The sequence below is a fragment of the Paenibacillus sp. GD4 genome (assembly GCF_030846225.1).
Taxonomy (GTDB): Bacteria; Bacillota; Bacilli; order Paenibacillales; family NBRC-103111; genus Paenibacillus_G; species Paenibacillus_G silviterrae.
In genome coordinates this window covers 1,518,597-1,543,949 of sequence record NZ_JAVCYK010000001.1, presented here as the reverse complement: position 1 = coordinate 1,543,949, position 25,353 = coordinate 1,518,597, and the positions used below count along the sequence as shown (strand labels likewise).

Here is a 25,353-nt window from a genome sequence, read left to right as displayed (position 1 = left end):
TGAAGATAGGCTGTAAATAAGCAAGAAGCTGCCGGCAGAGGAGGGGACCCATGAAGAATTGGTTGAACCGCTGGAGACGATGGTTTGATTTGGGTCGTGACAGACGCAGCGGGACCTATCTGCAGCGGCTGATTTGGGTCGGATGCTTGTCGGTATGTATACCGATTATGATTGCGGGTCTGGTATACTACCAGGTTTCGATGGAACGGACCAGGGAGCAGATTATTGGCGAGAGCCAATCTTCGCTCGTACTGGCCAAGGACCGGGCGGAGCGGATGCTTCAGGGGATTGAGAAGGACTCGCTGCAGCTGGCGGCTGACCCGATCATCACGGATTTATTCGCCGGGCGGATTCAAGATATGCCGCTGATTTGGCATCTGGGTCTGGTCAACAAGATTACGCTGGTCAAAAATGCGAATGACTTCATCAAAGAAATTTATTTCTACAGCACGCTGGAAAGCATCGTTCTGACGAACAATTACGGTTCCATGGAGCTGGATCAATATAAATACAAGGCGGACATTCAGCAGCTGATGAACGATGCAAGCCTGACCAGGTGGACCTACTTGCCCGCGAGCCGACAGGAGGGCTTGATCACGTTTGTCCGCAAGGTGCCAGTCGGCTCGAGCAGTAATGCACAGGGCATCTTGGGGCTTCAGGTGGACATTGGAGCGATTATTCGCTTCCTGCCTGAGGAGGCGGCGGTCATTCCTATGGGCAAGGAGCTGGTATTCCTCAGCACGATCGGTCATCTTAAGCTAGAGGAGAGCCTTGGCAATCTGGAGTCATGGGCCGGTTACGAGACGATTGCAGCTTCCGAGGACAGCATCGGCAGCTTCTATGAGACCCGGCAGGATGGAAGCAAAGCGCACGTCTCGTATATGAAAAGCATGTTCGGGCGCACGTATGTCTCCGTCATTCCGGAGGATCTTATTGCGGACAAATTGGCGTGGATTCGGGTGCTGACGATTACAGCGCTGCTTTTCATCATTGCGCTCGCCGCCATGTTTACGTATTTCAGCACGAAGCGGGTGTACAGCCCGATTGAACAGCTGATCAAGCACAGCAGATCGCTTGGGGCCGGACGCATCCAAGGAAGCGAGAACGAGCTCGAATATATTCGGGCCTGCCTCGATTACTTGAACAAGGAATCCCAAAGGCTCGGCAAATATATGGAGAAGGTGCAGCCGACCTTGCGGGAGCGCTGCCTGCAGCAGCTGGTAAACGGCGATTATATTCTTAGCGACGCGCTGCTTCATGATTGCGAAACGTACGGACTGACGGTGAAGGCAACGTACGGGGTCATGGTCGTCGAGGTGGAGAATGCCATCAGGGAAACCCGGTTTCTGCCGAGCGACAAGCCGATTATTGCGTTTACGCTGGCGAATGTCATTCAGGAGCTCATGGAGAAAAATCCGGATCTGCAGGGCTACGTTTTCCCCTATGAGGGAAGAGGCGTAGGCCTCATTCGATGGGACGATATGGAGGAGCAGGGCAAGCTGCCGCAGCGGATGATCGCCTTCGCCCAATCGGTATGCGATTCGCTCCAGAGCTACCTGTCCTTCGAGGTGTCCGTAGGCATCGGACGCTGTTACTCCCATATCGCTGACGTGCCGGTATCATACAAGGAGGCGGTCGTTGCGCTGCAATACCGGATCTACCAGGATACGGCTTCGATTCTGTACATTGAGGATTTGGAAAGCTCGAAAACCCGTTCGGTCTTCCGCTACCCAAGGGAGCTGGAAGGAGCGATTGTCGACTCGCTGTCCAAAGGGGAAACGAAGCTGGCGGAGCAGTCGCTTGAGAAATTCACGAAAGCGCTGCAGCAGTCGCAGTCGTATCATTTTATCCACCAAAGCTATTCGGTTCTGCTGTCCGCCATTATTACTTCCTTGGAGAAGCAGGGCGGCAGCATTCTTGATATTCTGGAGCACAATCTGTTCGGCCAGCTGGAGGGCAAGCGAACCTCGAGAGATATCATCGATTGGTTCACTGGAGTGCTGTTCCCGCTGCATAAGCGATTGACGGAGGAAACGTTGAACGATAACGGGCAGTCGGCGATCCGCCAAATCTGTCTGCATATTCGCGAGCACTGCAGAGAGGACCTGACGCTGGTGCAGTGCGCCGAGCTTGTCGGGATGAGTCCGTCGTACGTCAGCCGGCTGTTCAAAAAGGAAATGGGAATCAACTTCCTCGACTTCGTCGTGGAATGCAAGGTGGAGGAGGTTAAGCGGCTGCTGCTGGAGACGGACCTGAGCATCAGTGAGATCGCGGGCGTCATCGGCTATTCGGAGCGGAACCTTACACGCATTTTCCAGCGCAAGGTGCAAATGACTCCAAGTATGTTCCGATCCGCATACCGGTAATATCGTAAGCTCATCGGGGCCTGACTTATGTCGGGCCTCGATTTTTTGTGTTCCAAAGGCCGGCTGACGGGCACAAGACAGATTTTGACCTGCTCCCGCCGGAGCTTGTCCAAAGCAAGGATTGTCGCTATGCTGCCATGCTCGGCTGACTTATGATGAGCTCACAGGGGGAAACGTTTAACCCGGACTAACCGAAAGAGGTGCATAGAAATGATGGAGACTTCCAGAGCCCGACCCCGCCCGACGACAGCGGCTGCCCCCCGGCAAGGCTATTGGTTCCGGCTTCGGGACCGCATGGTGCAGCATAAATACATTTACTTGCTGGCGCTGCCGGGCATTCTTTATTTTCTTCTGTTCAAGTTTGTGCCCATGTGGGGGCTGCTGCTCGCCTTTAAGGATTACAACCCTTACAGCGGCTTCTGGGGCAGCGAATGGGTCGGGCTGAAGCATTTTACCGAGCTCTTTGGCGACAGCAACTTCTATATCATGCTAAGAAACACGTTTGCCATCAATATTTTCGGACTGGTTTTTATGTTTCCTCTTCCCATTATTTTGGCGCTGATGCTGAATGAGGTGCGTCACGAGACCTTTAAGCGGATCAACCAGTCCATTGTGTACCTGCCGCATTTTTTATCCTGGGTCGTTGTGGCGAGTATGACGTTCTTTATCCTTTCGACGGATGTAGGGATCATCAACAAGCTGATTACGGAGTCCGGCGGCGAGAGCATCGCGTTCTTGTCGAACCCGAATTACTTCTGGGGGCTGATTACGGCCCAGAACATGTGGAAGGAAGCGGGCTGGGGGACGATCATTTTCCTGGCGGCGATGGCGGGGGTAGATCCCCAAAGGTATGAGGCGGCTGTGGTAGACGGGGCGAACCGGTGGAGGCAAATTTGGCACGTCACGCTGCCGGCGATCCGGCCGACGATCCTGATCTTGCTCATTCTGCGGCTCGGTCAAATGGCGGATGTGGGCTTCGAGCAAATCCTGCTGATGATCAATCCGCTCGTCATTTCCATGGCGGAGGTATTCGACACCTATGCATACACCCAAGGGATTCTCAAGGGTCAGATCAGCGCCGGGGTTACGGTAGGCATGTTCAAAGGAGTGGTTGGCTTCGTGCTGGTCATGACCTCCAACTACATCGTGAAAAAGCTCGGACACGAAGGAATTTATTAACAAGGAGGAGCTGCCATGAGCTTTGTTTCGCGGAAAAAGAAGCTGGAGCTGTTCGATTATGTCAACTACACGCTCCTTGCCGTCATTTCTCTCGTATGTGTATTCCCGTTCTTCTATGTATTCAGCGTTTCGTTCACGGACCCGGAATCTTATGTGCCGCTGGAATTTTACATCTTCCCGGAGCAATGGTCGTTGTCCGCTTACAAGTACATTTTATCGACCAACAGCTTCTTGAATGCGCTGAAGAGCACGACGTTTATTACCGTCGTAGGAACGGTGCTGAATCTGGTGGTCTCATTCTCTCTCGCTTATGCGCTGACGAAAAAAACGATGCCCGGACGAGGGCTGATGCTGAGCGCGGTTATCTTTACGCTCGTATTCAGCGCCGGGATCGTGCCGAGCTACCTTCTGATTAAGCAGCTCGGTCTGTTGAATTCCTACTGGGCGCTGATCTGGCCGTCGCTTACGAATGCGTGGAGCCTTCTTGTCATCAAGAGCTTCATGGAATCACTTCCAGCCGAGCTGGAGGATGCGGCTAAGATCGACGGCTGCTCCGATATGGGAGTGTTCCTGCGCATTGTTCTTCCGTTGTCCCTGCCGGCGATTGCGGCCTTTACCTTGTTTTTTGCCGTATCCCACTGGAATACGTACTTCAATGCGCTTATTTATATTTCCGATTCCAAAAAGTGGACGCTTCAGGTGCTCGTCAAAACGCTCGTCATCGATTCGGACACCATCGGCGTCGGGCAATCCGGAGGCGGGGACGACAGGCTTGTGCCGCAGGAGACCATTCGCATGGCGTCGATCATGCTGGCGATGGGCCCGATTCTCGTCGTCTATCCGTTCCTGCAAAAGCATTTTGCCAAGGGAGTGATGCTGGGCTCGGTTAAGGGATAGCCGGTAGTGCAGTTCAAATTCGGCGGGTACCGAATCAGCCGAGCTGACGGACCCCCATTCAGGAGGAAGCTATGAGCGTAGAACGTAAAGCATGGTGGCAGAGGCCGCTGCGCGTCATCCAACCGAACCTGCAGGTGCGGGATACCGGATTGATCGAACCGGAGCAGCTGGCGGAGCAAATGAAGAACATGGGGGGCAATACGATTGTCTTTAATGTCGGAGGGATCTATGCGTGGTACCCGACCAAGGTGCCGTACCATACGGTGAACGAGCATCTTCCGGCATCGTTTGACCTGCTTCAGGCGGTGATCGAGGAGTGTCACAAGAGAGACATCCGCTTTATCGCCCGGCTCGACTTCAGTAAGGCCGAGGATTCGACTTACTTGAGCCGGCCCGAGTGGTTTGCACGCCAAGCGGACGGCGAGCCCTTGGTCATCGGGGCCAAGAGGCCGGGCCCGTGGTCGCTGCTGATGTCGACCTGCATTAACAGCGCCTACCGCAATGAGGCCGTGGCCATCCCTGTACTGGAGGAGGTGCTGCAAGGATACGATGTAGACGGCATCTTCTTTAATGCACCGGGGTATGTCACCTGCCATTGCGAGGGCTGCCGGAGGAAGTACCGGACTGTATATGGCAGAGAGCTGCCGCAGGACGCTAAGGAATTTGCGCCGGAGTGGGCATCGACTTGCATGAGAGACAACATGGATAACCTGTACAACACTATAAAGAAGACCCGACCTGAGGTCCCGATGATCCTGTACTACAATTTGTACAAGGACAATTTGTTTGACCGCGCGCAAACGACGGATATGCTTTGCACCGAGCCGCAGGATATTTTGTCGCTCGGCCACCGTCACATCCCCGAGTTCTGGAAGCCTGCGCTGAGCATCAAGCTGGGCAGGTCGCTGCCTGAGCGTCCGGCTCCGTTCGGCATCGTGCATTCCAGCCCAGGGATGGATTGGCGTCATACGGGACTGCCTCCGGCCGAATACCGCTTCTGGCTGTCGCAAATTCCGGCCCATGGCGGGAGCATCTGGCATTCGCTGACGGGGATCCCGGAGACCATTACCGATAAGCGCATCTTGGAGGTCGTTTCCGAGTTCAACCGGAATGTGGAGAAGGTGGAGAACTACATGGAGGATGCGCAAACGGTGGCGCAGGTGGCTCTCATGTGGACGGCGGATGCTTCGGCGGAGGGCTGGGCGGACGGGCTGATTGCCCGGCAAATTTTATTCGATGTGCTGCTGCTGGAGCAGGCGACGCCGGAAAGGCTGCTGCGGTATAAGGCCCTAGTGATTCCTGAGGGTATGAGCTATACCGACGAATTCCTGGAGGCGATTACAGCCTATGTGAAAGCGGGCGGACAGATCTTGGCGGAGGGGGGGATACCGGAGCGGAGAGAACTGCTATCACTGCTTGGCATCTCACAGGAGCTGTACGGCAGCGAGTATTTGGCGGCGTCTTATTTAAGATTCGAGGGCGACAGCAATCCACTGCAAAAGGGCTTGGAAGAAACGGAGCTCATTGCGCATCGCGGCAAGGTGATCTATACCCGTCCGGCCGATGCGGGCACGGAGGTGCTGGCGACGCTGGTGCCGCCGTTCTCGCCGATGGAGAGCGTAGGAGCGCCTCCGGAGCGGGCGTCGCTTGCCGTCAGCCACACCGACATACCGCTTGCCTTGCGTGCGGCTTCAGGCAAGGGCCATGCACTGTACTTCCCGTTCTCGCTCAGTCATCTCATCAATGAATTTAAGCTGGATGAGCATTACCGGCTGCTGGCAAACGCCATCGATCTGGTGCTTGGCGATGAGAAGCTCCTGGAGACGAGTCACTACCAAGGGCTGCAGGTGACGGCCTTTGAGAAGGGCTCCGACATCCTGATCCATCTGGTCAACGGCGCGGGCCGGCGGCCGCTCTCGACCGAGCTGCCGCTGTACGGTATCCAGGCGAAGCTGCGTTTGAACGGAAAAAGCGTCAAATCCGTCCGGCAGCTGATTGCAGGAGAGTCGCCAGCCTATTCCGTCAACGAGGGGATGCTCCATGTGGAAGTGCCGGAGCTGCGGATTTGGGAATGCCTGCTCATCGAAACAGAGGAATCGTGATATGATCATGAATAACGAAGGCTTTGCTAGTGCCGGTCAAGACCAACCATAATCCTTAAGGGGGATGTCATATATGAAAGCATTCAAGAAAAGCACGGCAACCGTTTCCTGTCTCGTAGCTGTATCCATGCTGGCTGCTTGTTCCGGATCGAATGAACCGGGGAAAGCGGGGACAACGGGCGGAACGAAGAACGATAACGGACCGCTGACAATCAAAATATTTGCCGGCTTGTATAACGAAGTGCCGGATATGAACAACGCGTACTGGACGGAGTGGCAGAAGCGCACGAACAGCAAGCTCGACATCGAATGGGTGCCGGACGGCGACCTGAAGACGAAGGCGGATCTGCTGTTCGCCTCAGCGGATCTTCCCGAGGTTGTGGCTTCCCCTGATTCCACATGGCCGACACTGCGCAGTGCGATCAAGAACGGTGCCTTCTGGGATCTCACTCCGTTCCTGGGGGATCTCAGCGAATATCCGAACCTGAAGAAAAATATGGCCCCGGACTGGCAGAAGTACTTATCCGTTGACGGCAAAATTTACGCGGTGCCGCGCTCCCGTTCCCGGATTGATAACGGCATCAAGATCCGCAAGGATTGGCTCGACAAGCTGAACATCCCCGTGCCGACTACGCTGGATGAATACGCCGCCGCCTTGAAGAAGATCATCGACAGCGATCCGGACGGCAACGGTAAGAAGGATACGCTCGGATTGATCGGCCACGGCGTCATTATCAGCGATGGGGACGATGCCTTCGCCGCCGGCTTCGGCGCTCTGGATCCGACCTACAACAGCGAGGGCGGTATGATCGATAAGCGGCTGACTCCGCAATATACCGAGATGGTCAATTGGTTCCGCGGACTGTATACCGACGGCGTGCTGTCGAAGGAGTTCGCGGTCATGAAGAAAACGCAGGCCGAGGAGCTGTATAAGACCGGCCGTGCGGCCTCCTACGCGCGAAGCGTATGGTGGGATAAGGAATGGGAGGATTCGATCAGCAAGACGCAGCCGAATCCGAAGATTCTCAATTTGACCCTGAAGGGGCCGAAGGACAATGCGATTGTTCTGTCAACGGGAGTATCCGGAGGGTATTACATCAGCAAGAAGGTGCCTGAGGCTAAGGTGAAGCAGCTGCTGAAATATTTTGACTACACGGCTTCCGATGAAATGACCGATTTCGGCTATTACGGCATTGAGGGCGTACACCATAAGGTGGTCGGCGGGCAGAAGGTATTGACGGACCAAGGCGTCAAGGAAGTCAATACGACAAGCAAGGGCGCAGGCGTGCTCGCTTATGCGAAGTGGGGCAAGGTGGAGAGCGCCTCCGGCGACAAGGCATACAACGACGCAAAGAAAAAGGAAGTCGAGCAGTACGACACGATCGGCAAGGTCGATCCGTTCCGTTACGTGTATTCCCCGACCTTCAACAGCATCTGGCCGAAGTATGAGAGCGAGTTTAAATCGATGGTGACCAAAGCAATCGTAAGCCAAATCTCCATGGACGAGTTCAAGGCTTATGTGGAGAAGCTGAACAATATGCCTGAGATGAAGAAAGCGTTCCAGGAAAATGCTGAAGCCTACAAGGAATTTCACAAAAAATAATACGGCTGTGCGGAAGCGGTTACCGGGGGAGTCCCCGGTAACCGTTTTACGAAAGAGGGGAGGAAAAGGGACATGGCTTGGTGGACAACGAACAGGCTGCGCCTGATTCAAAATAATTTACGCGAATCCGATGCCAATCTGGATGTGGACCTGTTAATGATGCAGCTGAAGGAGCTATCCGCGAACGTGCTGATGATGAATGCCGGGGGGATCGTGGCCTTTTACCCGACGGAGCTTGAATATCATTACCGGGCTGCCGGCCAGCGCAAGGATTTGCTTCAGGAGGCTGTGGAGAAGGCGCATGCGAACGGCATGAGGTTTATCGCGCGGTTCGATTTCAGCAAGGCGCATGAATCGATCTACGCGAAGCGGCCGGAATGGTTCTACCGGACCCGGGAGGGCAAGGAGGTCAACTATCACGGGATTGTGCATACGTGCGTCAACAGCTTTTATCAGCGGGAATACTCTCTGCAGGTTATCGATGAGGTGCTCACCCGGTACGAGGTGGACGGCATTTTCTTCAACATGTTCGGGTATCAGACGAGGGACTACAGCGGCAAGCATTACGGCATTTGCTTCTGCGGCAGCTGTCAGGCCGGGTTTAGGGAATTCAGCGGCGGCATGGAGCTGCCGGAGACGGAGAGCCTCGATGATCCTGTGTACCGGCTGTACAAGGAGTTCCAAGACGTGACGGTCAAACAGATCCTGGATCGAATCCATGAGCTCGTCAAAAGCAAGGACAGAGAGATCGCCATCTCTACCTATAACGAGTACAAGGTTGATATTGTCCGCAAGGAGTCGAATACGGACATTCACCGGCCGCATCCCGTCTGGCTGTACTCCGCTTCGGAGAACGTACAGTCACTGGAGGACAGCTGGGACGATAAGCTCGTCAGCAACTGCAGCATCAACGCGATTGATTTGGTTCACCGCTTCACGGGCGTTTCCAAGCATGAAATCAATATTCGTCTGAAGGAAGGGCTGGCCAGCGGTTCGGGTCTCGACTTCTGCATCATCGGTATATTCGACGATTATCCTGATGGGGAGAACCTGCCGGTCGTAGCCGACATTTTCCGTTATCACAAGGACAATGAGCGGTATTACGGGCAGTTTCATTCCATGGCGGATGTGGCGCTGGTGAAGCCGGGACGGCCGGTGCAGAAGCACACGAAGGAATATTTCGGCTTGTACAAAATGCTGAAGGAGGAGCACATCCTCTTCGATGTCATTCACCAGAACACGCTTGCCGCCAATGCGGAGCGGCTCAAGGGCTACCGGGCCATCCTTATTCCGGATACGGCCGGCTTCACTGCAGAGGAGCTGAAAGCGCTGGAGCTGGCACATGGGCAGGGTGTTAGCCTGCTGGCTACAGGAGGAGCCTTTACCGAAGGAGCGGAGGAGCAGGCGTTTTTGCGGCGTATATTCCACGCTAGTGTTGAGGGTGTACATTATTACCATCAGGAGGCGGCCTACCTCTGGACGGAAGACAAGCAAGCGTTCCCTCGGTTTCCGGAGCGGGATTGGATTTTTCTCGACGGGCCGTTCCACCGGCTTCAGCCGGAAGCGGGTGCGGTACGTCAGCTGCCGCTCGTGGAGCCTTCGACCTATGGTCCGCCGGAGCGGGCGTTCGGACACCGCATCTCGGGGCAGGCGGCGGGAGCCCTGGTTGCGGCGAAGACGAAGGGCAGCGCCATAATCCTTCCGTGGCAGCCCGGCACGCTGTATTACCGGCACGGCTTCGCCGACCATAAACACGTGGTGCTTGACCTTCTGGAGCAAGCGGCAGAGGGACCGTGGAAGCTTAGTACGAATGCTCCTCCTTCTGTGGAGGTGTTTTTCCACAGGCTGGATGACGACGCGTATTTGCTCCATCTGCTCAATCTGTCCGGGTTTAACGGCGTAACGTATTTCGAGCCGCTTCCGGTGTACGGAATCGAGCTGTCGCTTCGCGGGCTGGGAGATTGTCAGGGGGCTGAGGATTTGGTGACGAAGTCGAAGGTGGACTATTCGAGCACGGAACAAGGGGTAACGATTCGGCTGGCGGAGCTGAAGGATTTTGCAGCGATTGTGATTCGGACTTAATGGCGCTGCATGTCCAGAGTCCTGCTATAAACCGGCAAACTCTCGATGTCGCCCGAGGTACGGCTCATTTCCGCGCTGGCTTTCTGGCCGCCGCGTGACCCATAAGGTGACGCCAAGCTGCAAAAGTGCAGAAGCGCAGAAGCGCAGAAATCCGCGATCCCAAACGAAATTCTTGATATGTATAGGGAATATGGTTTTATTCCCTACGGCCCGTTTGGAACGCGTAATGGCAGATGTGCGATTACAGGTATCCAGCGGGCCGAGATTCGCGTGTGCAGTGGCAAATTTGCGATTAGGCTGGCCGTATGGCCAGTATTTCATGCTCTATGGCTCGGATGGCAGATGTGCGATTACAGGTATCCAGCGGGCCGAGAATGGCGTGTGCAGTGGCAAATTTGCGATTAGACTGGCCGTATGGCCGGTATTTCGTGCTCTATGGCTCGGATAATGGCAGATGTGCGATTACAGGTATCCAGCGGGCTGAGAATGGTGAGTGCAGCGGCAAATTTGCGATTAGGCTGGCCGTATGGCCGGTATTTCATGCTCTATGGCTCGGATAATGGCAGATGTGCGATTACAGGTATCCAGCTGGCCGAGAATGGTGAGTGTAGCGGCAAATTTGCGATTAGACTGGCCGTATGGCCGGTATTTCATGCTCTATGGACCTCTGTCAAGAAAGTAGACACAGAAACTATGAAACCTGGTGTTGTTCATAGTACCTCTTCTCGCACTGATGCGGGGTGAGATAACCAATCGTCGAGTGGATGCGGATCCGGTTGTAGTCGAACTCAATGTACCGGTAAATTGCATCATACGCCTGTTTTCGGGTGTGAAACTTTGTTTGGTACACGAGCTCTTTCTTCATTACGCTGTGGAAGGACTCGATACATGCATTGTCGTAGCAGTTGCCCTTACGACTCATGCTGCCAATCATCTCCTGCTTCGTCAGCCGCTCGCGGTATTCGTTTGAGGCATACTGTGAGCCTCGATCAGAATGGTGAATTAGACCTGGAGGAGGCTTTTGCCGTTCACAAGCCTGGTCAAACGCTTCCAACACTAGTTCTTTGGTCATTCGCTCCCCAAGCGCCCAACCGACGATTTTGCGAGAGTACAGGTCCATCACGCTCGCTAGGTAAACCCAGCCCTTAGATGTCCCAATGTACGTAATATCTGTTACCCATACCTTGTTCGGTGCAAGTACGGTAAAGCCGCGGTTTAACACATTGTCATACACCGGTTGATTATGTTTCGAGTTGGTGGTTGCTTTGTATTTCTTCACTGTGCAAGAGCGCAGCCCCATCTCTTTCATCAGGCGAGCCACTGTTTTCGTCGAGATGGTATCGCCTTCTTCACGCAATTTGGCTGCAATCTTATCACTGCCGTAACGACGCTTGTAGGCATAGAAATGATGCTGGATTCGCTTCATCCGTTTCTTGCGAAGCTTTTCCTGTTCGCTTGGCTTTCGGTTCAGCCACTTGTAGTAACCGCTTCGGGAAACGCCCATCACAGAGCACATCTTCTCAACACGAAACTGGAAGCGGAATTTACGGATAAACGCGTAAATCAGTCTCGGTTTTTCGTGAAGAAGTGCATCGCCTTTTTTAGAATCTCGTTCTCCTCTTGAAGTTCTCGATTCATCTCTTCGAGCTTTTTGAGTCGTTCGTAATCGACAAACAGTTGCGACTTTTCACCCGTGTTGGTAAACTGCTTTCTCCACGCTCGAATGCTGCTTACAGGGATATCCAATTCTTTGGACACTTCGGCTGGGGTTTTCCCACTCTCTTGCATATGTTTTACGGTTTGACGCTTGAACTCTTCATCAAAATGCTGACGAATATCTCCCATGACACACCTCGACCTTTTAGTTTATTTTATTGTACCAGGTCGCTGATAGAGTGTGTCTACTTTCTAGTCTAGCTCCACTATGGCTCGGATAATGGCAGATGTGCGATTACAGGATCCATTGGGCCAAGTTTCGCGTGTGCAGTGGCAAATTTGCGATTAGGCTGACCATATGGCCGGTATTTCATGCCTCGGGTAGGAGCGTAGGCTAGCTTTTGTTCATGCAATGTGTGTTGTCGCCTTGCTCCAGTAGCTGCGCTACCCTGCTCGGGAGGGCGGTCTAACCAAAAACCCTTGGCATCCTGCCAAGGGTTTTTGATTAGCACAGTTATTTCCCGGTAATCACAATATCCCACTCGTGGATTTCGTAGCGTCTCGCGCCTTCGATGACGAACGGATCGTTCTCCGCCAAGGACTTGGCTTCCTCTTCGGATTCTGCCATATAAATGACCAGTCCGCCCCAGCCGTCTACAAAGCGGCCGTTGGCAAAAATTTTGCCTTCGCTGCGCTTTTGCTCCAGGTAGTCGAGATGCTGGGGGCGGAACGTCTGGCTCTTCTCCGCATCGAGCATAGGCAGGAAGCATGCAAAGTATTTCATTGATTATTCCCTCCGTTAACTTTGGTTTGTTGGAACAAATACATCGCGGACATGTCCTTCTCGGCGAGCTCAGTCATCTTCACATCGCTTAGCAGCTGCAGCGCTTTGGCTCCCATCGGTAGCTCCAGCTTCAGCTCGCCGGCCACCTGCTGCACTAAGGCGACATCCTTATGCAGCAGCTTCAGGGCAAAGCCCGCTTCGAACTGATCCTTGGCGATGAAGCTGTTGTAGTGCCGGTCGAGGATGCGGCTTTGGGCGAAGCTGTTGCTTAAAATTTGCACCAGAGTATCCAAATTCGCACCCAGCTGCTGTCCGAGCACCAGCGCTTCGCTCGCGGCCTGGGTATGGATGCCGACCATCAGCTGGTTGATCAGCTTCACCACGGTGCCGCTGCCCACGTCGCCGACAAGGTATATATTTTTGCCGAGCGCCTCGAGCAAGGGCTTCACGGACTCGAACACCTCCGCTTTGCCGCCAACCATGATGCTGAGCGTGGCCGATACCGCACCCGCAGTACCGCCGCTGACCGGGGCATCCAAGAACTCCATGCCTTTCGCCTGAGCGGCAGCGGCAATTTTCTTGTTCAGGTCCGGGGATACCGTACTGAAATCGATGAGGATGAGCCCGGGACGTCCGTTAGGTACAATGCCGTTCTCTCCAAGATACACCTGTTCCACATCCTGAGGCAAGGGGAGGCAGGTCGTGAGCACTTCCATTTCCTGACTTAGCGCCTGCAGCGAAAGCCCTGTTCTACCGCCGGCCTCGGCGAAGCGCTGCTCCGCCCCGGGGCTCCGGTTCAAGCCGTATACTTCAAAGCCCGCCTTGGTTAAATTGGTTGCCATTGGCAAGCCCATGTTGCCGAGTCCGATAAAACCTACTTTTGTCATGATGATAGCCTCCCGTTTTAGTTAAGTAATCTTGCAATACTGCGTACACGATCGTATAAATAAGTCTGGGCGTTTGCCATGCAGTCCTCCAATGTCACCGGCTCGGGGACGATGGAGAAGACGGCCCGAAAATGGTCCAGCAGCTTCTCGGCTTCGGAGCCAAGGCTGCCTGAGATGAGCAGCGCGGGGACCCCGGCGGCTCGGGCCAGACCGGCGACGTGAATCGGAAGCTTGCCGTAAAGCGTTTGGTGATCGCTTCGGCCTTCGCCGGTGATGACCCAGTCGGCCCCCGCGATGTGCTCGCTCAGCTTAACGGCCTCTCCCAGCACCTCCGCGCCGGGCTTCAGCTTTGCACCAAGCACCAGCATGGCGAAGCCAAGTCCCCCTGCCGCTCCGGCGCCGGGCTGCAGGCTGAGTCCTTGCTGTCCCAGATGTCCCTCGACCAAGGCTGCATAACCACTCATGGCTGATTCCAGCGTTTGCAGCTGCTCCGGGGTCGCTCCTTTCTGAGGACCGAATACATACGTCGCTCCGCTTTCGCCGCAGAGCGGGTTTCTGACATCACACGCGACCTGGATCTCGCAGTCCTTCAGCCGGGCGTCCAGTCCCGACATTTCGACCGATCGTATGTCCGCCAGCGAGCTGCCGAAGCCGTCTACGGGCTTCCCGAATCCATCAAGGAATCGACCGCCTAACGCTTGAAGCATGCCTACCCCGCCGTCGTTCGTTGCGCTTCCCCCAAGTCCGAGGATGAAGCGGCGGTGACCCTGGTCCATGGCCGCCTGCAGCATTTCGCCGATGCCCCGCGAAGTGGTTTTCGTCGGGTCCCGCAGGGCGGGGGGAACCATCGTCAGGCCGCAGATGCCCGCTGCCTCCAGTACGGCCGTTCCGTCCGGAAGCAGGCCGAAGCGGGCTTCGACAAGCTCCCCCAAGGGTCCCGTTACCGTTAAGGGAACGAGAGCTCCGTCTGTGGCGGCCACCAGCGTATCCACCGTGCCTTCGCCTCCGTCGGCGATGGGAATGACTGTCACGACGGCGTGGGGAACCTCCCGTAGAATCGCCTGCTTCATGATGGTACCCGCCTTCAGGGAAGAGAGGCTGCCCTTGAAGGAGTCCGGCGCAATGACAACGTTCATGTGGGTGACTCCCTTTCTTTGAATATATCGTTATTATAGCTTGGCTTGGAATCCAAAGTCTTTATGGTCAGCAAACAAAAAGTACGAAAGATATACTTTCAATTTTAGTGATTTTGCTGAATAATAAGCATATAAGGTGAGGTGACCCGGTATGCTGACCCGTGAATTGGCGCAAGAGATCGTGCAAGAGACGATGAGACGCTTGAACCGCAATATCAACATTATGGACGACAACGGCAGCATTATTGCAAGCGGGGATGTGTCGAGGCTGGATACGTATCATGAAGCGGCCGCCGAGGTCATCCGTACGGGGCGCACATTGGTAATTACGCCGGACAACCAAGATCAGTGGCGGGGAGTGAACGTCGGTGTCAATCTCCCCATCGTGTTTCAGAATCGTACGGTCGGCGTCATCGGCGTCACAGGGTCTCCTGAGGAGATTTTGCCCTATGGGGAGCTTGTCAAAATGACGACGGAAATGATGCTGAAGCAAAATTATTTGAAGCTTCAAACGGAGTGGCAGCAAATAGCGATGGATATTGCGGTGGAGGAGCTCATTCGTGCGGAGAACCAAGACCTGCAGGGTGCGCTGCATCGGCTGGATGCGCTCAAAATCGCTATGAAGCCGCCTTACCAGCTGGCTGTTATTTCTCTACAGAACAGAACGTCGCAAACCCAGACGATGCTTCATCTTGCGGAGTCGGTTATGGGAGATACGCGGCTGGTCAGCAGCTTTCTCAATGTCCATACGTGGGTCATCGTCTTCTACGGCAGAGGGGAGTCCCGCGTACGAAGCTGCATGGAGCGGCTGCAGGAGCTGTTCCGTAAGACGGGCATCGAAGCGAAGTCCGGCGTAAGCTCTTCCGTGCGGTCGCTGGAGGATGTATCGTTTGCCTATCATGAGGCGTGCACGGCACTTAAGCTCGGATTGAAGCAGGGGAGAGAGCTTACCGGTTACCTCGAGGTGGAAACGGAGGCGCTTCTCAGCGAGGTGCCGGCCGAGTCCAAAGCGAGGTTTATGGAGCGGCTTTTGCCGAAGCTGCCCGAGAAGCTGCTGGAGACGCTGCAGGTATTCCTTGAATGCAACCTGAGCATCGCAAGAGCGGCAGAACGGCTGGAGGTTCATCGCAATACGCTCGTCTACCGCTTAGCTCAGGTAAAAGAAGCGACCGGCTACGATCCGCAGCTTTTTCAGGATGCCATTTCGCTGCAATTCCTCGTCTGGCTCAAGGAGGATGGCGTGCAGCACGAACAAACCGCCCGTTCCTGACGACTCAGGTTGGGCGGTTCTTGTTATTCCCCTCCGGTAGGGGAATGCTTCAAAATTATATCCTCGTGATAATAAGCGCCGCCAAAATACAGCATCCCGATGGAACGAGGCTTAGGCAGCAATGCTTCTTCTACGGGATTTCCCGTGTGATCCAAATAGGCATCCACAGCGATATGGTCGTGGTATAGACAGATATCATCGGTAAACTCCTCCGTTTCAATCCGTAGTGCCGTAGCCTCCCATGGCTCCAAATCTCTCCCATCCAACTGTGCCGGAAGACGAAGAACCTCTACCTTCGGCATCAGCGAGCCGTAAGGAACAATGACGGTTTCCATCGCAGCCCGCCCCGCTGCGGACAGCGAGCGCCTCACGACCGGATTGACCTTGTATTCGCCATTCAGGAAGAGGAGGCCGGACTCAAGCATCAGACGATCGTCTTCCGAGTGCCGTCCGGTAGGGAAGACCAGAAGCGCATTGGCCTCGGCCAGATTCGTGCGTATCTGCCGGCTGCTCCAATCCGCCGTGCTTTCCCCGACGGGGAGATGATAGTATTGATCATAGCGATGCTGCGCTTTGGCCTCGAACAAATCGACAACGAGCCAATACCGGTTTTTGACGAAGAGCACTTTGCGCGTATGGATAACCGGGTCTTCGTAACGGGTATAGCCATAGTGACTGGCGGTAAAATAATCGTATTGCCCGTTGGTGCGCACATCCCAAATTTTACATGCTGCGGTAGGCGGACTGTTCCAATGCAGACTGCGGACATGCTGGTCCTCCCCGTCGACGACAACGGTATTATGAGCACGGGTGGAAACAATATATTTGCGCTCCTTGTTCCATTCGAACAGTCCCATCCCCGAATCCGCAATCAGCTCCCGGCCGTTCGCATAGAGAACGAAGCTGAGCGCATCGGAATGCGCATGGCCGTTGATGCCGACGCCGGCCCGCATCGCCATATGCATTGCGTTACGGCTCCAATTTTCCCTGGACACGAGATAGCCTCCGATGGGAAAGCAGGCCAGGGTGTCATGGGGAGGCACGGCCTCAAGCCGGTTATACCGCTCCGCCGCCCCGGGACCCAGTCTCCATAGGAGGGAGAACGGAAGCTTCTCATGTCCTACATACTTGAAGTCTCCCCGCTCGAATAAATAAGCTCCCAGGCTCATCACGCTGCGAAGCTCGTTCTCCGAATGCAGATCCGTATCTCCGAAGCGTGCGAGCTGACCATCCGGCGTGATCAAGTGCATCATCACGGCAAACATCGATTCCAGGATTTCGTTATATTGTTCCGTCGGCAGCTCCAGCGCACGGAACAGAGGCACCAATTCATACAAATCCCGCATGACGACCAGATGGTAGTTGGGACTGGCCTCGAACTGGACCCCGTCCTCGTAGACGTTCTGACGAATGTATCCCGGCAATTCTCCCAGCCCGTACGCAAGCCACTGCTTCGAGACCTTAAGCTCCGGCAGGAGCAGCGCCACCTGGATTAAGCCCCTCAGCTGCATACACACATGATTCCCGTGGCTCGCATGGTACTTGCGCACATAGTCGCCGTGCTGATGAAAGGATTTAATCATCTTCATCTTGACTTCCGGGGTAAAGGAAGGGGAGCCAAAGAAGGTGATGAACGCCTCCGGCAGCATAAACAACCGGACCCCCACCGACAACGGGTCCCAAGTGCAGTGCTGCACCCGGAATGTGCCGTCAACCGGCATCGGACAATCTTCGATGAAGTGATCCATCATCTTGTTGAAGCATTCGGCGTATTTTTCATCGCCCGTTAAGCAATAAGCCCTCGAAAGGTGCTTCACGTAGACGAAGCGGGTCAGATGCAGCTGGTATTGCGAGCTGTCGTACAGCCAGCTGTTCCAGTCATAGGCGCCTTTGCCGAAATCCACCCGTTTTCCCTTGGGGAGCGGCAGGCTGCCTTCCGTAATGAGGTCCGCTTCCCGGATCGCCTGCCGGGCTTCTTCATCCAGGATATAAGCCTCCTGGGCATAGGCCATGAGCTCTGGCACCGCTTGTACGCCGAAGTAATAGCGTTTGACCGTGTCCTGCGTTATGAGATGCAAGTAAGCATCGCGGGCTTCCTCCGACTTCCCGGACAGGATTAGGCGACGTACGTCCTCCATCCCGGGCCGGTTCAGATCCAGCTCATCCCGCAGGAATGTCTCATCCGTCATAAGGGGCTTGGTATAGTCAGGGTTATGCCGAAGCTCTTTATAGCCCATAGATATCATTAGGGTTCACCTTCGTTTTCAACATAGTAGCCCATCGGCAGCCTTATTCCTTGATCGATCCGAGCATGGCGCCTTTGGCAAAATATTTTTGCAGGAACGGATATACCGCTACGATCGGCAGCATGGCCAGCAAAATCGCCGCATTTTGGACATTAGGGCCCAAATTGGCCGCCATTTGCGCATCCAGAGCGGCATCCGTAGAGATGTTGGAGGCACTGATCGCCACCATTTGTCTCAGCAACGGCTGGATCGGCCACTTGGACGGGTCGTTCAAATAAATGACTGCGGAGAAAAATTCATTCCAATATTGCACCATAAAGAAAAGGGCGAATGTGGCGATGATCGGCTTGGAGAGCGGGATCACAACCGAGAACAGGATCCGGAATTCTCCCGCCCCGTCGATTCGGGCCGCTTCATCCAGGCTTTCGGGCAGGCTTTGGAAGAACGAACGGATGACCATGATATTAAAGGCGCCGGTCGCTGCAGGCAGGATGATGGCCCAGTACGAATCGATCAGCCCCAGGCTTCTCACAACCAGATACGAAGGAATCATGCCGCCGTGAAAGATCATGGTAAAAAATATAAATAATAGCATGAATTTGCGGCCGGGCACGAATTTCTTTGACAAGGCATATGCCAAGGTGATAGAAATCACCAGATTTACGCACGTCCCGATGGCCGTAATGTACACCGAATTTTTAACGGAGGTAAGGAAGGTTTGTGCCTGCAGCAAGTAGTAATAAGCGTCCAAAGACCATTCCTTCGGCCATATAAAGAAGCTCCCGGCCATCGAATAGGCAGGCGGGCTGAAGGAAACGGCGATGATATAGAGAAAAGGCAAAATCACCGTCAAGCAGATCAGTAGGATGATGGCCGTCAGCAGACTGTCAAACCAGGTCACTTTTGCATTCATTAAGGTCCACTCCTGTCTAGAAAATGCCTTCTTCACCGAGCAATTTGGCAGCATAGTTGGCCGCCAGCACCAGGATCAGACTTGCTACAGATTTGAACATGCCTACGGTAATGGCGAAGCTGTAATTGAACTGCTCCAGCCCGATATGGTACACGAACAAGTCGAATACATTGGAAACCTCCTGATTCAAGCTGTTGGTCATCAGGAAAATTTGCATGAAGTTCGAATCCAGTGATGACCCGAGCCGCAGCAGCAGCAAAATTACGATCGTGCTCTTGATCCCCGGGAGCGTGATATTCCAAATGTTCTGAAGCCGGTTCGCCCCGTCCACCTTAGCCGCTTCGTACAGCTCCGGGTTAATCCCCGCCAGCGCAGCAAGGAAGATGATCGTTCCCCAGCCGGCATCCTTCCAGATGGACTGCAGCACGATCAAGGGCCGAAACCACTCGTTGCTTACAAGGAAGAGCGCGTTGCCGTTAAACCATTGCTCCAGATAGTGGTTAATGACGCCGGAAGGCCCGAAGAAGGAGATGGTGATCCCGTAGATGACTACCCACGATAAAAAATGGGGAAGATAAACAATGGTTTGGGATAAACGTTTGAACAGCTGCAGTCTCACCTCATTGAGCATGAGAGCCAGCAGGATCGTAAAGGGAAAATACACCGCCAAATTGAGAAAGCTGATCAAAAGTGTATTGTTTAGCAAAAGAAAGAAATCCGACGTGCTGAAAAACTGCCTAAAATTATCCAGTCCGACCCACGGGCTGTCCCAAATACCGATGAAGGGACTGTAATCCTTAAACGCCAGCACCAGTCCCCACATCGGAACGTAGTGAAATAAAATAAAGTAAACCAGGCCCGGGGCAGCGAGTAAATAAAAGGGCCAAAGCTGCTGAAATCGATGTATTCGCAAGGTTCTCTCCATGAGCTGCGCACTCCTCTCCTTCGCTGCGGATACGAAAAAGGGGGAGGGCTCCCCCTTTTGTGCACCCGCTTTTATTTATGATCCTCGTTGTATTGGTCCAGAAGCTCCTTCGTGATTTGTGCGCCCAAGCCGTTCGACCAAGCATCGATTTCCTTCTGCACGTCGTCCCACTTGGCTTCTCCCAGCACGTATTTGGTCATCGCGGCGCTCATTTTTTTGTAGGTGTCCGGGTTTTTGCTGGAGGTTTGCGAGCTGTAGCTTAAGAACGGATTCTCAATACCGAATTTGCTGATGGTATCCAAGGAAGCCTTTTGTCTTTGTAAAATGGCCGGATCCTTGGAACTCGCATAAACATAAGGGTCTACCCGATTCTGCAGAACGAATTGAGACGGCTTATCCAAATCGTACTGCTTTTTCTGCTCCTCGGTCTGAACGGCAATACCGTTCTTGAACTCACTGGAATGAATACCTGTAACTCCCGCCTTGGAGAAGGCCACATTCTCCTCCGATGCGCTGAAATCAAGGAAGTCTACGATCTTCTGAACCTTCTCCTTCGGTACGGAGCTTGGAATGGCCCACAGTCCGTAGTAGCCGCCGATCACTGCTACACCTTTCTTGCCTCCGGCGCCTTCCAAGATGTCAATGATCGCAATTTCCGCCTTCGGGTCCACTTGCTGCAGCTTCGCCAGGTTTGCCTCAGCCATATCGCTCACGTTACCTGCGAACACTCCGGCGACGCCTGCCAGAAACTTGCTTCGCGACTGCTGCTGGTTTTTCAGAACCGGTGCGTCCTTATCGATGAGTCCCTTGCTCCAGGCATCCTTCATCCAATCCAGGTAAGCCTTATATTCCGGTGTGAGGAAGTCGCGGACCGGTTTCCCGTTATCGAGCTTCCATGTGTTCGGAATACCGAAGGCGAATTGAAGCGGCAGCACGCCGGAAAAAGGTCCCGGTGATGCGGCGCCGTCCACGCCGAAGACGGTATACGGAATCGTTTTGCCTCCGCCTGCCGGATCGTTCTCCTTGAACACGGTCAATGCTTTGGTCAACTCATCCAAAGTTTTCGGTAAGGGGAGATTGTACTTATCCAGCCAGTCCTTCCGGATCAGCAGGCTGGCTTCTCCACCGCCGTAAAGACCGCGAGGTCTTGGAATCCCGTAAATTTTCCCTTGTACCTTCGTATTGTTCCATACAGCAGCTTCGATCTGATTAATATTTTTGGCATTTTTCAAATACGGGGTCAGATCATGGAAGGCTCCCATTTTGACCAAATTCATAAACTTGTCATCCTTGCCTCCGTCCAGCAGAAGCAGATCATAGGAATTTCCTGCCGAAATGGCAACCGAGAGCTTGTCCTTGTATGCTTCGGAGGGCACGAAAGTGACGTCGAGCTTTACGTTTCCGCGTTTCTCGATATCCTCCAAGGCCTTATTGTTCTCCACGGCCGGAGGGTTTCCGAACAAAATGGTCAGCGCCTTAATGGATGTGGGCTGCGAGGAGGCCGCCGGTTGATTGGATTCGCCTCCCGGCGCCGCCGATTTGCCGCCGGAGCAGCCCGAGAGTGCGGCGGTCAGTAGGACCGAAACTGCCGTTACAGGTAAGAGTACTTTTTTGAAAGACATGGTCATCCCCCATTTATCATTATTTATTTACGCTGCAGCATGCTTGCAATTTGGATTATAGAAGATCATGCGACACGACAACATGACCGATTCAAGCGAATGTGTCACCATTCTTACGATTTGTCGAATTAGCGGTAGGCTCCCGCCAGTCCATTGTACTATAATCAAGAAGAAGCTTCGTAATCCAAAGGAGCAAATAATTATTGACGGAAGTGGTCTGTATGTCTCCGTTTATTCAGTTTTTGACCCGAAGCTTTTATATCAGGATGATTCTTGTGATGCTGGCCGTTTCCCTTATTCCGCTGCTGGTTTTGTCTTATATTTCGATAGCCGTTTCAGGCAATACGGTCGAGAAGCAGGTGAACCGGCTGAATGCCCAGCTGGTCAATCAGGTTGTGGACCGTGTGGAGCTGACTATGTCGCGCTTCAGGGAACTAAGTGAACAATATTCGCGGATTTCCTCGATCCAGAGTGCGCTGGTGTCCCCCTCCGAGCATTATTTTGAAGAAGTGGTGCGCAAGAAAGACTTGATCTCCGTGCTCAGTACCGCTTCAGCCGTGATCGGCAATGTCGAAGGACTTCAGGTTTATTCCGCGATTACCGGAGAGGTGCTCTCCTCGGATGACGCCCCCTTTAAGCTGGACAGCTCGCCTTATAAGCCGCTGGTTGAGTATTTTCTCGCTTCAGGGAGCTCGGGGATGTTTTTGGATAAGAGCTCGATGCCTCAGCTGGGGCTGCTGCAAAACTCCACGTATTATATCGGCCGCATTCCGTTTGAGCCGTATGAGGAGATGAAGGGCGTTCTGCTGATTTCGATGAGCAACGAGCAATATAGGCACCAGATCGACAATATTCAGCTGGGCTCCAAGGGGTCCATCTCCTTGCTGACGCCGCAGGGTCAGACGATCGCCACCACCAGCAAGCTGAGCAGGACGGAGGATGACGCGCGAATCCAGCATATTTTGCAGCAATGGACCTCCCTCGGCAAGCCCAATCAATTCGGCCTGGAGTCGTCCATTATTTCCGTGAAACAGACGGAGACCTTCGATAAATGGATCGTCATTTCGGAAATTCCGTCCAGGGAGCTGCTCCAGAACACGGATATCATACGCAAAACGGTTACCTATTTTCTGTTCTTGCTCGTTGCTGTAGGTGTACTTTCCGTTTTCGGGTTCGGGTACCGTCTGTATCGGCCGCTTCAAGCGGTCAAACGACAGGTCGAAGCGATCAAAAAGGGGCGGTTCGACGCTCGAGTGACGCATTTTGCCAACAATGAAATCGGAGAACTCGGACGTATGCTGAACTCTATGGCCGTACGCATTCAGGATTTGCTGGACGATCTTCAAAATTCGGAGGATTTGAAGCGGAGGCTCGAAATCCGGGCGCTCCAGTCGCAGATTAATCCGCATTTCATGTACAACATGCTGAATACGATCCGGATGTTTGCAATGCTGAAGGATTACGACAAGATCAATACGATTATGGGGCGTATGGTATCGCTTCTCCGTTACTCCATGGAGAATTTTGATCAGACCGTACGGCTTCAGCAAGAGCTGGATTACCTTGAGGACTATATCGGGCTTCTCAATATGCGCTACAAGTGTCAAACCTTCCTGCACGCAGAGGTCGAAGAGCCGTTTCGGAGCATGCAAATCCCGAAGCTGAGCTTGCAGCCCTTAATTGAAAATGCCGTATTCCACGGGATCCTGCCCCGGAAGACGGCGGAAGGCCATATTTGTGTACGAGTGTACCGGTCTGAGGATCAGGAGCATGTGATTATGGAGCTGGAGGACGACGGGGTTGGAGTGGACGCTGCCGAGCTGGAGAAGCTTCGAGTACAGCTCCTGCTGGAGGATTACCGTGAAAGCATAGGCCTGCACAATGCCTGCATGCGGATACAGCTGATGTTCGGCAAGGAAGTCCGAATTGAGCTGAGCAGTGCGCCGATGGAGGGCCTGCGCATTCGCTTCGTTTTGCCGCTGGAGCATATTCGAGTGAAGGAGACGCCTCATGAACAACTATAAAGTACTGCTGGTCGAGGATGAGGTTCCGGCAAGAACCGTCTTTCGGCACATGATCGAGGAACGGGATGATTTGTTTACCCTCATTGGCGAAGCGGAGGACGGCCGCGAAGGACTGGAGCTGTTTCTGACGCTGAAGCCGCAGCTGATCGTCACCGATATCACGATGCCGGGGATGAACGGGCTGGAGATGCTGCACGAAATTGAACAAAGCGGACAGCCCCAGCCGCAAATCGTCATACTCACGTGTCATCAGGACTTCCATTATGCACAGCAGGCTATTCACCTGAAGGCCTCCGCCTATTTGATCAAGGACGATTGCCTTACGGATCCGTCACTCCTTGCCCGCACGCTTGAGGAGCTCGCAAACAAGGTAGTGTCGGAGGACGAAACCCGGGAGCAGCAGCTGCTGATGGAGCAGAAGCTCCGCTCTAACGAAATCGAGATTGAGCAGAGCCGGTTTCTGGAGATGCTGCGCGACCCTGCGTCCGAGGCCAAGTGGGTGGCTGAGCTGGAAGCGGGCCAGCTCCCCGTAACCAGCGGAAGTTGCGGCGCGCTGCTGCTGGAGTTTGACCGCAGCACCCTGCGCTTCCCGATCGATCAGCTGGAGGAGCTTAGGCTGTGGCAATTTGCCGGAGTGAACGTATTGAAGGAGCTCCTCGGAAATCGCGGTGCCAATAAAGTGATCGCTCTGGATAAGGGCCGCTTCTTGGCCGTATACGCTGCAGAACGGACGCAAGAGGATAGCGGCTTATTGGAGCAAGTCCTTCAAGCCTTTTCCGCTTATTTGAAAATGAATTGCTTTGCGCTTCAGGGTAGTCTCAGGCAGGGGGCAGGAGAGCTGTGTTCCGATTTGAAAAGGCTGGCGTTAGCTCCGTACCCGTTCTTTTATCGTAATAACGCTTCCGTTACCGGCGAGCAGTGGGAGCAGCTGAACGGCTTCCGGCATATTCCCGAACGTTACAGCCGCTTCTGGGTCAAGGTATTGAAGCAGGCGCTGCTTGAGCCGCACCTGAGCGCCGCGGCACTGGAGCAGGAGCGCAGCTCGTTCTACGGACAAGCCGTAGAGCATTCGTGGGACCCCGAGCAGATCAAATCGATCTACTTACGGATATTTCTGGATATCAGTCCGTATTTCACGGATGCGGGGGGAGGGACGGATGTGGAGGCTGCGTTCCGCAGGGAGCTGGGACAGTGCCAAACCTTTGATTCCGTTCACGACTGTGTCTATAAATACTTTCGCAAGCTGCAGCTGCTGCAGGGGGACGGCAGGAAGATGGATCTTTCCATCTCGAGAATGATTCAGCGCATGCGGGAGGATTTGAGCTATCCCTACAAGCTGGAGGAAATGGCCGCTACCATGAACTACAGTGTCCCCTACTTCAGCAGCATGTTCAAGAAGGCTACGGGGGAGAGCTTTATGCAGTATTTGACGCGCATCCGGGTGGAGAAGGCGAAGCTGCTGCTGCTCACCACCGACCTGAAAACCTTCGAGATTGCAGAAGCCATCGGATTTGAAAATTATCGTTCGTTTAATCGGATATTTAAAAAAGAAGCCGGCGTCACGCCTTCCGATTTCCGAAAGAATGGGACGCCGGCCGATTGAAGCGGAGGGGTCTGCAACTTTTCACAGAATCATGACGTTTCATTCAGTAAGAAACCTC

General features: G+C 54.0%; 16 protein-coding genes and 1 pseudogene. 9 read left to right on the top strand and 8 right to left on the bottom strand.

Going from position 1 to position 25,353, the window contains the following annotated elements:
- The first annotated feature begins 50 nt into the window (after positions 1-50).
- The 6 genes from RAC89_RS07300 (at position 51) to RAC89_RS07275 (ending at position 10,229) form a co-directional block, all read left to right on the top strand.
- Positions 51-2,366, top strand: a complete 2,316-nt coding sequence (locus RAC89_RS07300) for a helix-turn-helix domain-containing protein (RefSeq protein WP_306612734.1) — start codon at positions 51-53, stop codon at positions 2,364-2,366.
- Positions 2,367-2,579: 213 nt separating this feature from the next.
- Positions 2,580-3,545, top strand: coding sequence for an ABC transporter permease (locus RAC89_RS07295; protein ID WP_373430009.1), 966 nt, complete (start codon positions 2,580-2,582; stop codon positions 3,543-3,545).
- A gap of 15 nt (positions 3,546-3,560) precedes the next feature.
- Positions 3,561-4,442: a carbohydrate ABC transporter permease gene (locus RAC89_RS07290; protein WP_306612732.1), complete on the top strand. Its 882-nt coding sequence runs from the start codon at positions 3,561-3,563 to the stop codon at positions 4,440-4,442.
- 71 nt (positions 4,443-4,513) lie between these two features.
- On the top strand, positions 4,514-6,544 hold the full coding sequence (locus tag RAC89_RS07285) for an alpha-amylase family protein (RefSeq protein WP_306612731.1): 2,031 nt from the start codon (positions 4,514-4,516) through the stop codon (positions 6,542-6,544).
- A gap of 73 nt (positions 6,545-6,617) precedes the next feature.
- Positions 6,618-8,147 (top strand): type 2 periplasmic-binding domain-containing protein, encoded by a 1,530-nt coding sequence (locus RAC89_RS07280; RefSeq protein WP_306612730.1) that lies wholly within the window; start codon positions 6,618-6,620, stop codon positions 8,145-8,147.
- Positions 8,148-8,219: 72 nt separating this feature from the next.
- Positions 8,220-10,229, top strand: coding sequence for a beta-galactosidase (locus tag RAC89_RS07275; RefSeq protein ID WP_306612729.1), 2,010 nt, complete (start codon positions 8,220-8,222; stop codon positions 10,227-10,229).
- Positions 10,230-10,920: 691 nt separating this feature from the next.
- Here RAC89_RS07275 and RAC89_RS07270 read toward each other — a convergent pair.
- From RAC89_RS07270 to RAC89_RS07250, 4 genes and pseudogenes are all read right to left on the bottom strand, one after another.
- Positions 10,921-12,065 (bottom strand): annotated as a pseudogene (locus RAC89_RS07270) (IS3 family transposase).
- Positions 12,066-12,399: 334 nt separating this feature from the next.
- The gene (locus tag RAC89_RS07260) at positions 12,400-12,669 is read right to left on the bottom strand and encodes a YciI family protein (protein ID WP_306612728.1); all 270 of its coding nucleotides are present in this window, start codon (positions 12,667-12,669) and stop codon (positions 12,400-12,402) included.
- Positions 12,666-13,556 carry an NAD(P)-dependent oxidoreductase gene (locus RAC89_RS07255; protein ID WP_306612727.1) on the bottom strand — a complete coding sequence of 297 codons (891 nt, stop codon included), beginning with the start codon at positions 13,554-13,556 and terminating at the stop codon, positions 12,666-12,668. Before RAC89_RS07255 ends, RAC89_RS07260 begins: the two co-directional genes overlap by 4 nt.
- 17 nt (positions 13,557-13,573) lie before the next feature.
- The gene (locus RAC89_RS07250; protein WP_306612726.1) at positions 13,574-14,692 is read right to left on the bottom strand and encodes a glycerate kinase family protein; all 1,119 of its coding nucleotides are present in this window, start codon (positions 14,690-14,692) and stop codon (positions 13,574-13,576) included.
- 151 nt (positions 14,693-14,843) lie between these two features.
- Here RAC89_RS07250 and RAC89_RS07245 point away from each other — a divergent pair, with 151 nt between their 5' ends.
- Positions 14,844-15,962, top strand: a complete 1,119-nt coding sequence (locus RAC89_RS07245) for a CdaR family transcriptional regulator (RefSeq protein ID WP_306612725.1) — start codon at positions 14,844-14,846, stop codon at positions 15,960-15,962.
- A gap of 23 nt (positions 15,963-15,985) precedes the next feature.
- Here RAC89_RS07245 and RAC89_RS07240 read toward each other — a convergent pair whose 3' ends face one another.
- From RAC89_RS07240 to RAC89_RS07225, 4 genes are all read right to left on the bottom strand, one after another.
- Complete coding sequence (locus tag RAC89_RS07240; RefSeq protein ID WP_306612724.1) at positions 15,986-18,208, bottom strand: alginate lyase family protein; 2,223 nt, start codon at positions 18,206-18,208, stop codon at positions 15,986-15,988.
- 43 nt (positions 18,209-18,251) lie between these two features.
- Positions 18,252-19,121 carry a carbohydrate ABC transporter permease gene (locus RAC89_RS07235; RefSeq protein ID WP_306612723.1) on the bottom strand — a complete coding sequence of 290 codons (870 nt, stop codon included), beginning with the start codon at positions 19,119-19,121 and terminating at the stop codon, positions 18,252-18,254.
- Between the two features lie 16 nt (positions 19,122-19,137).
- Positions 19,138-20,046 carry an ABC transporter permease gene (locus RAC89_RS07230; protein WP_306612722.1) on the bottom strand — a complete coding sequence of 303 codons (909 nt, stop codon included), beginning with the start codon at positions 20,044-20,046 and terminating at the stop codon, positions 19,138-19,140.
- Positions 20,047-20,117: 71 nt separating this feature from the next.
- Positions 20,118-21,668 (bottom strand): extracellular solute-binding protein, encoded by a 1,551-nt coding sequence (locus RAC89_RS07225; protein WP_306612721.1) that lies wholly within the window; start codon positions 21,666-21,668, stop codon positions 20,118-20,120.
- A 212-nt stretch (positions 21,669-21,880) separates the two neighbouring features.
- Between RAC89_RS07225 and RAC89_RS07220 the strand changes: the two genes are divergently transcribed.
- Positions 21,881-23,692: a cache domain-containing sensor histidine kinase gene (locus RAC89_RS07220; RefSeq protein ID WP_306616062.1), complete on the top strand. Its 1,812-nt coding sequence runs from the start codon at positions 21,881-21,883 to the stop codon at positions 23,690-23,692.
- A complete protein-coding gene (locus tag RAC89_RS07215) occupies positions 23,679-25,295 on the top strand; it encodes a helix-turn-helix domain-containing protein (RefSeq protein ID WP_306612718.1) in 1,617 nt (538 codons plus the stop codon). Before RAC89_RS07220 ends, RAC89_RS07215 begins: the two co-directional genes overlap by 14 nt.
- The last annotated feature ends 58 nt before the right edge of the window (positions 25,296-25,353 follow it).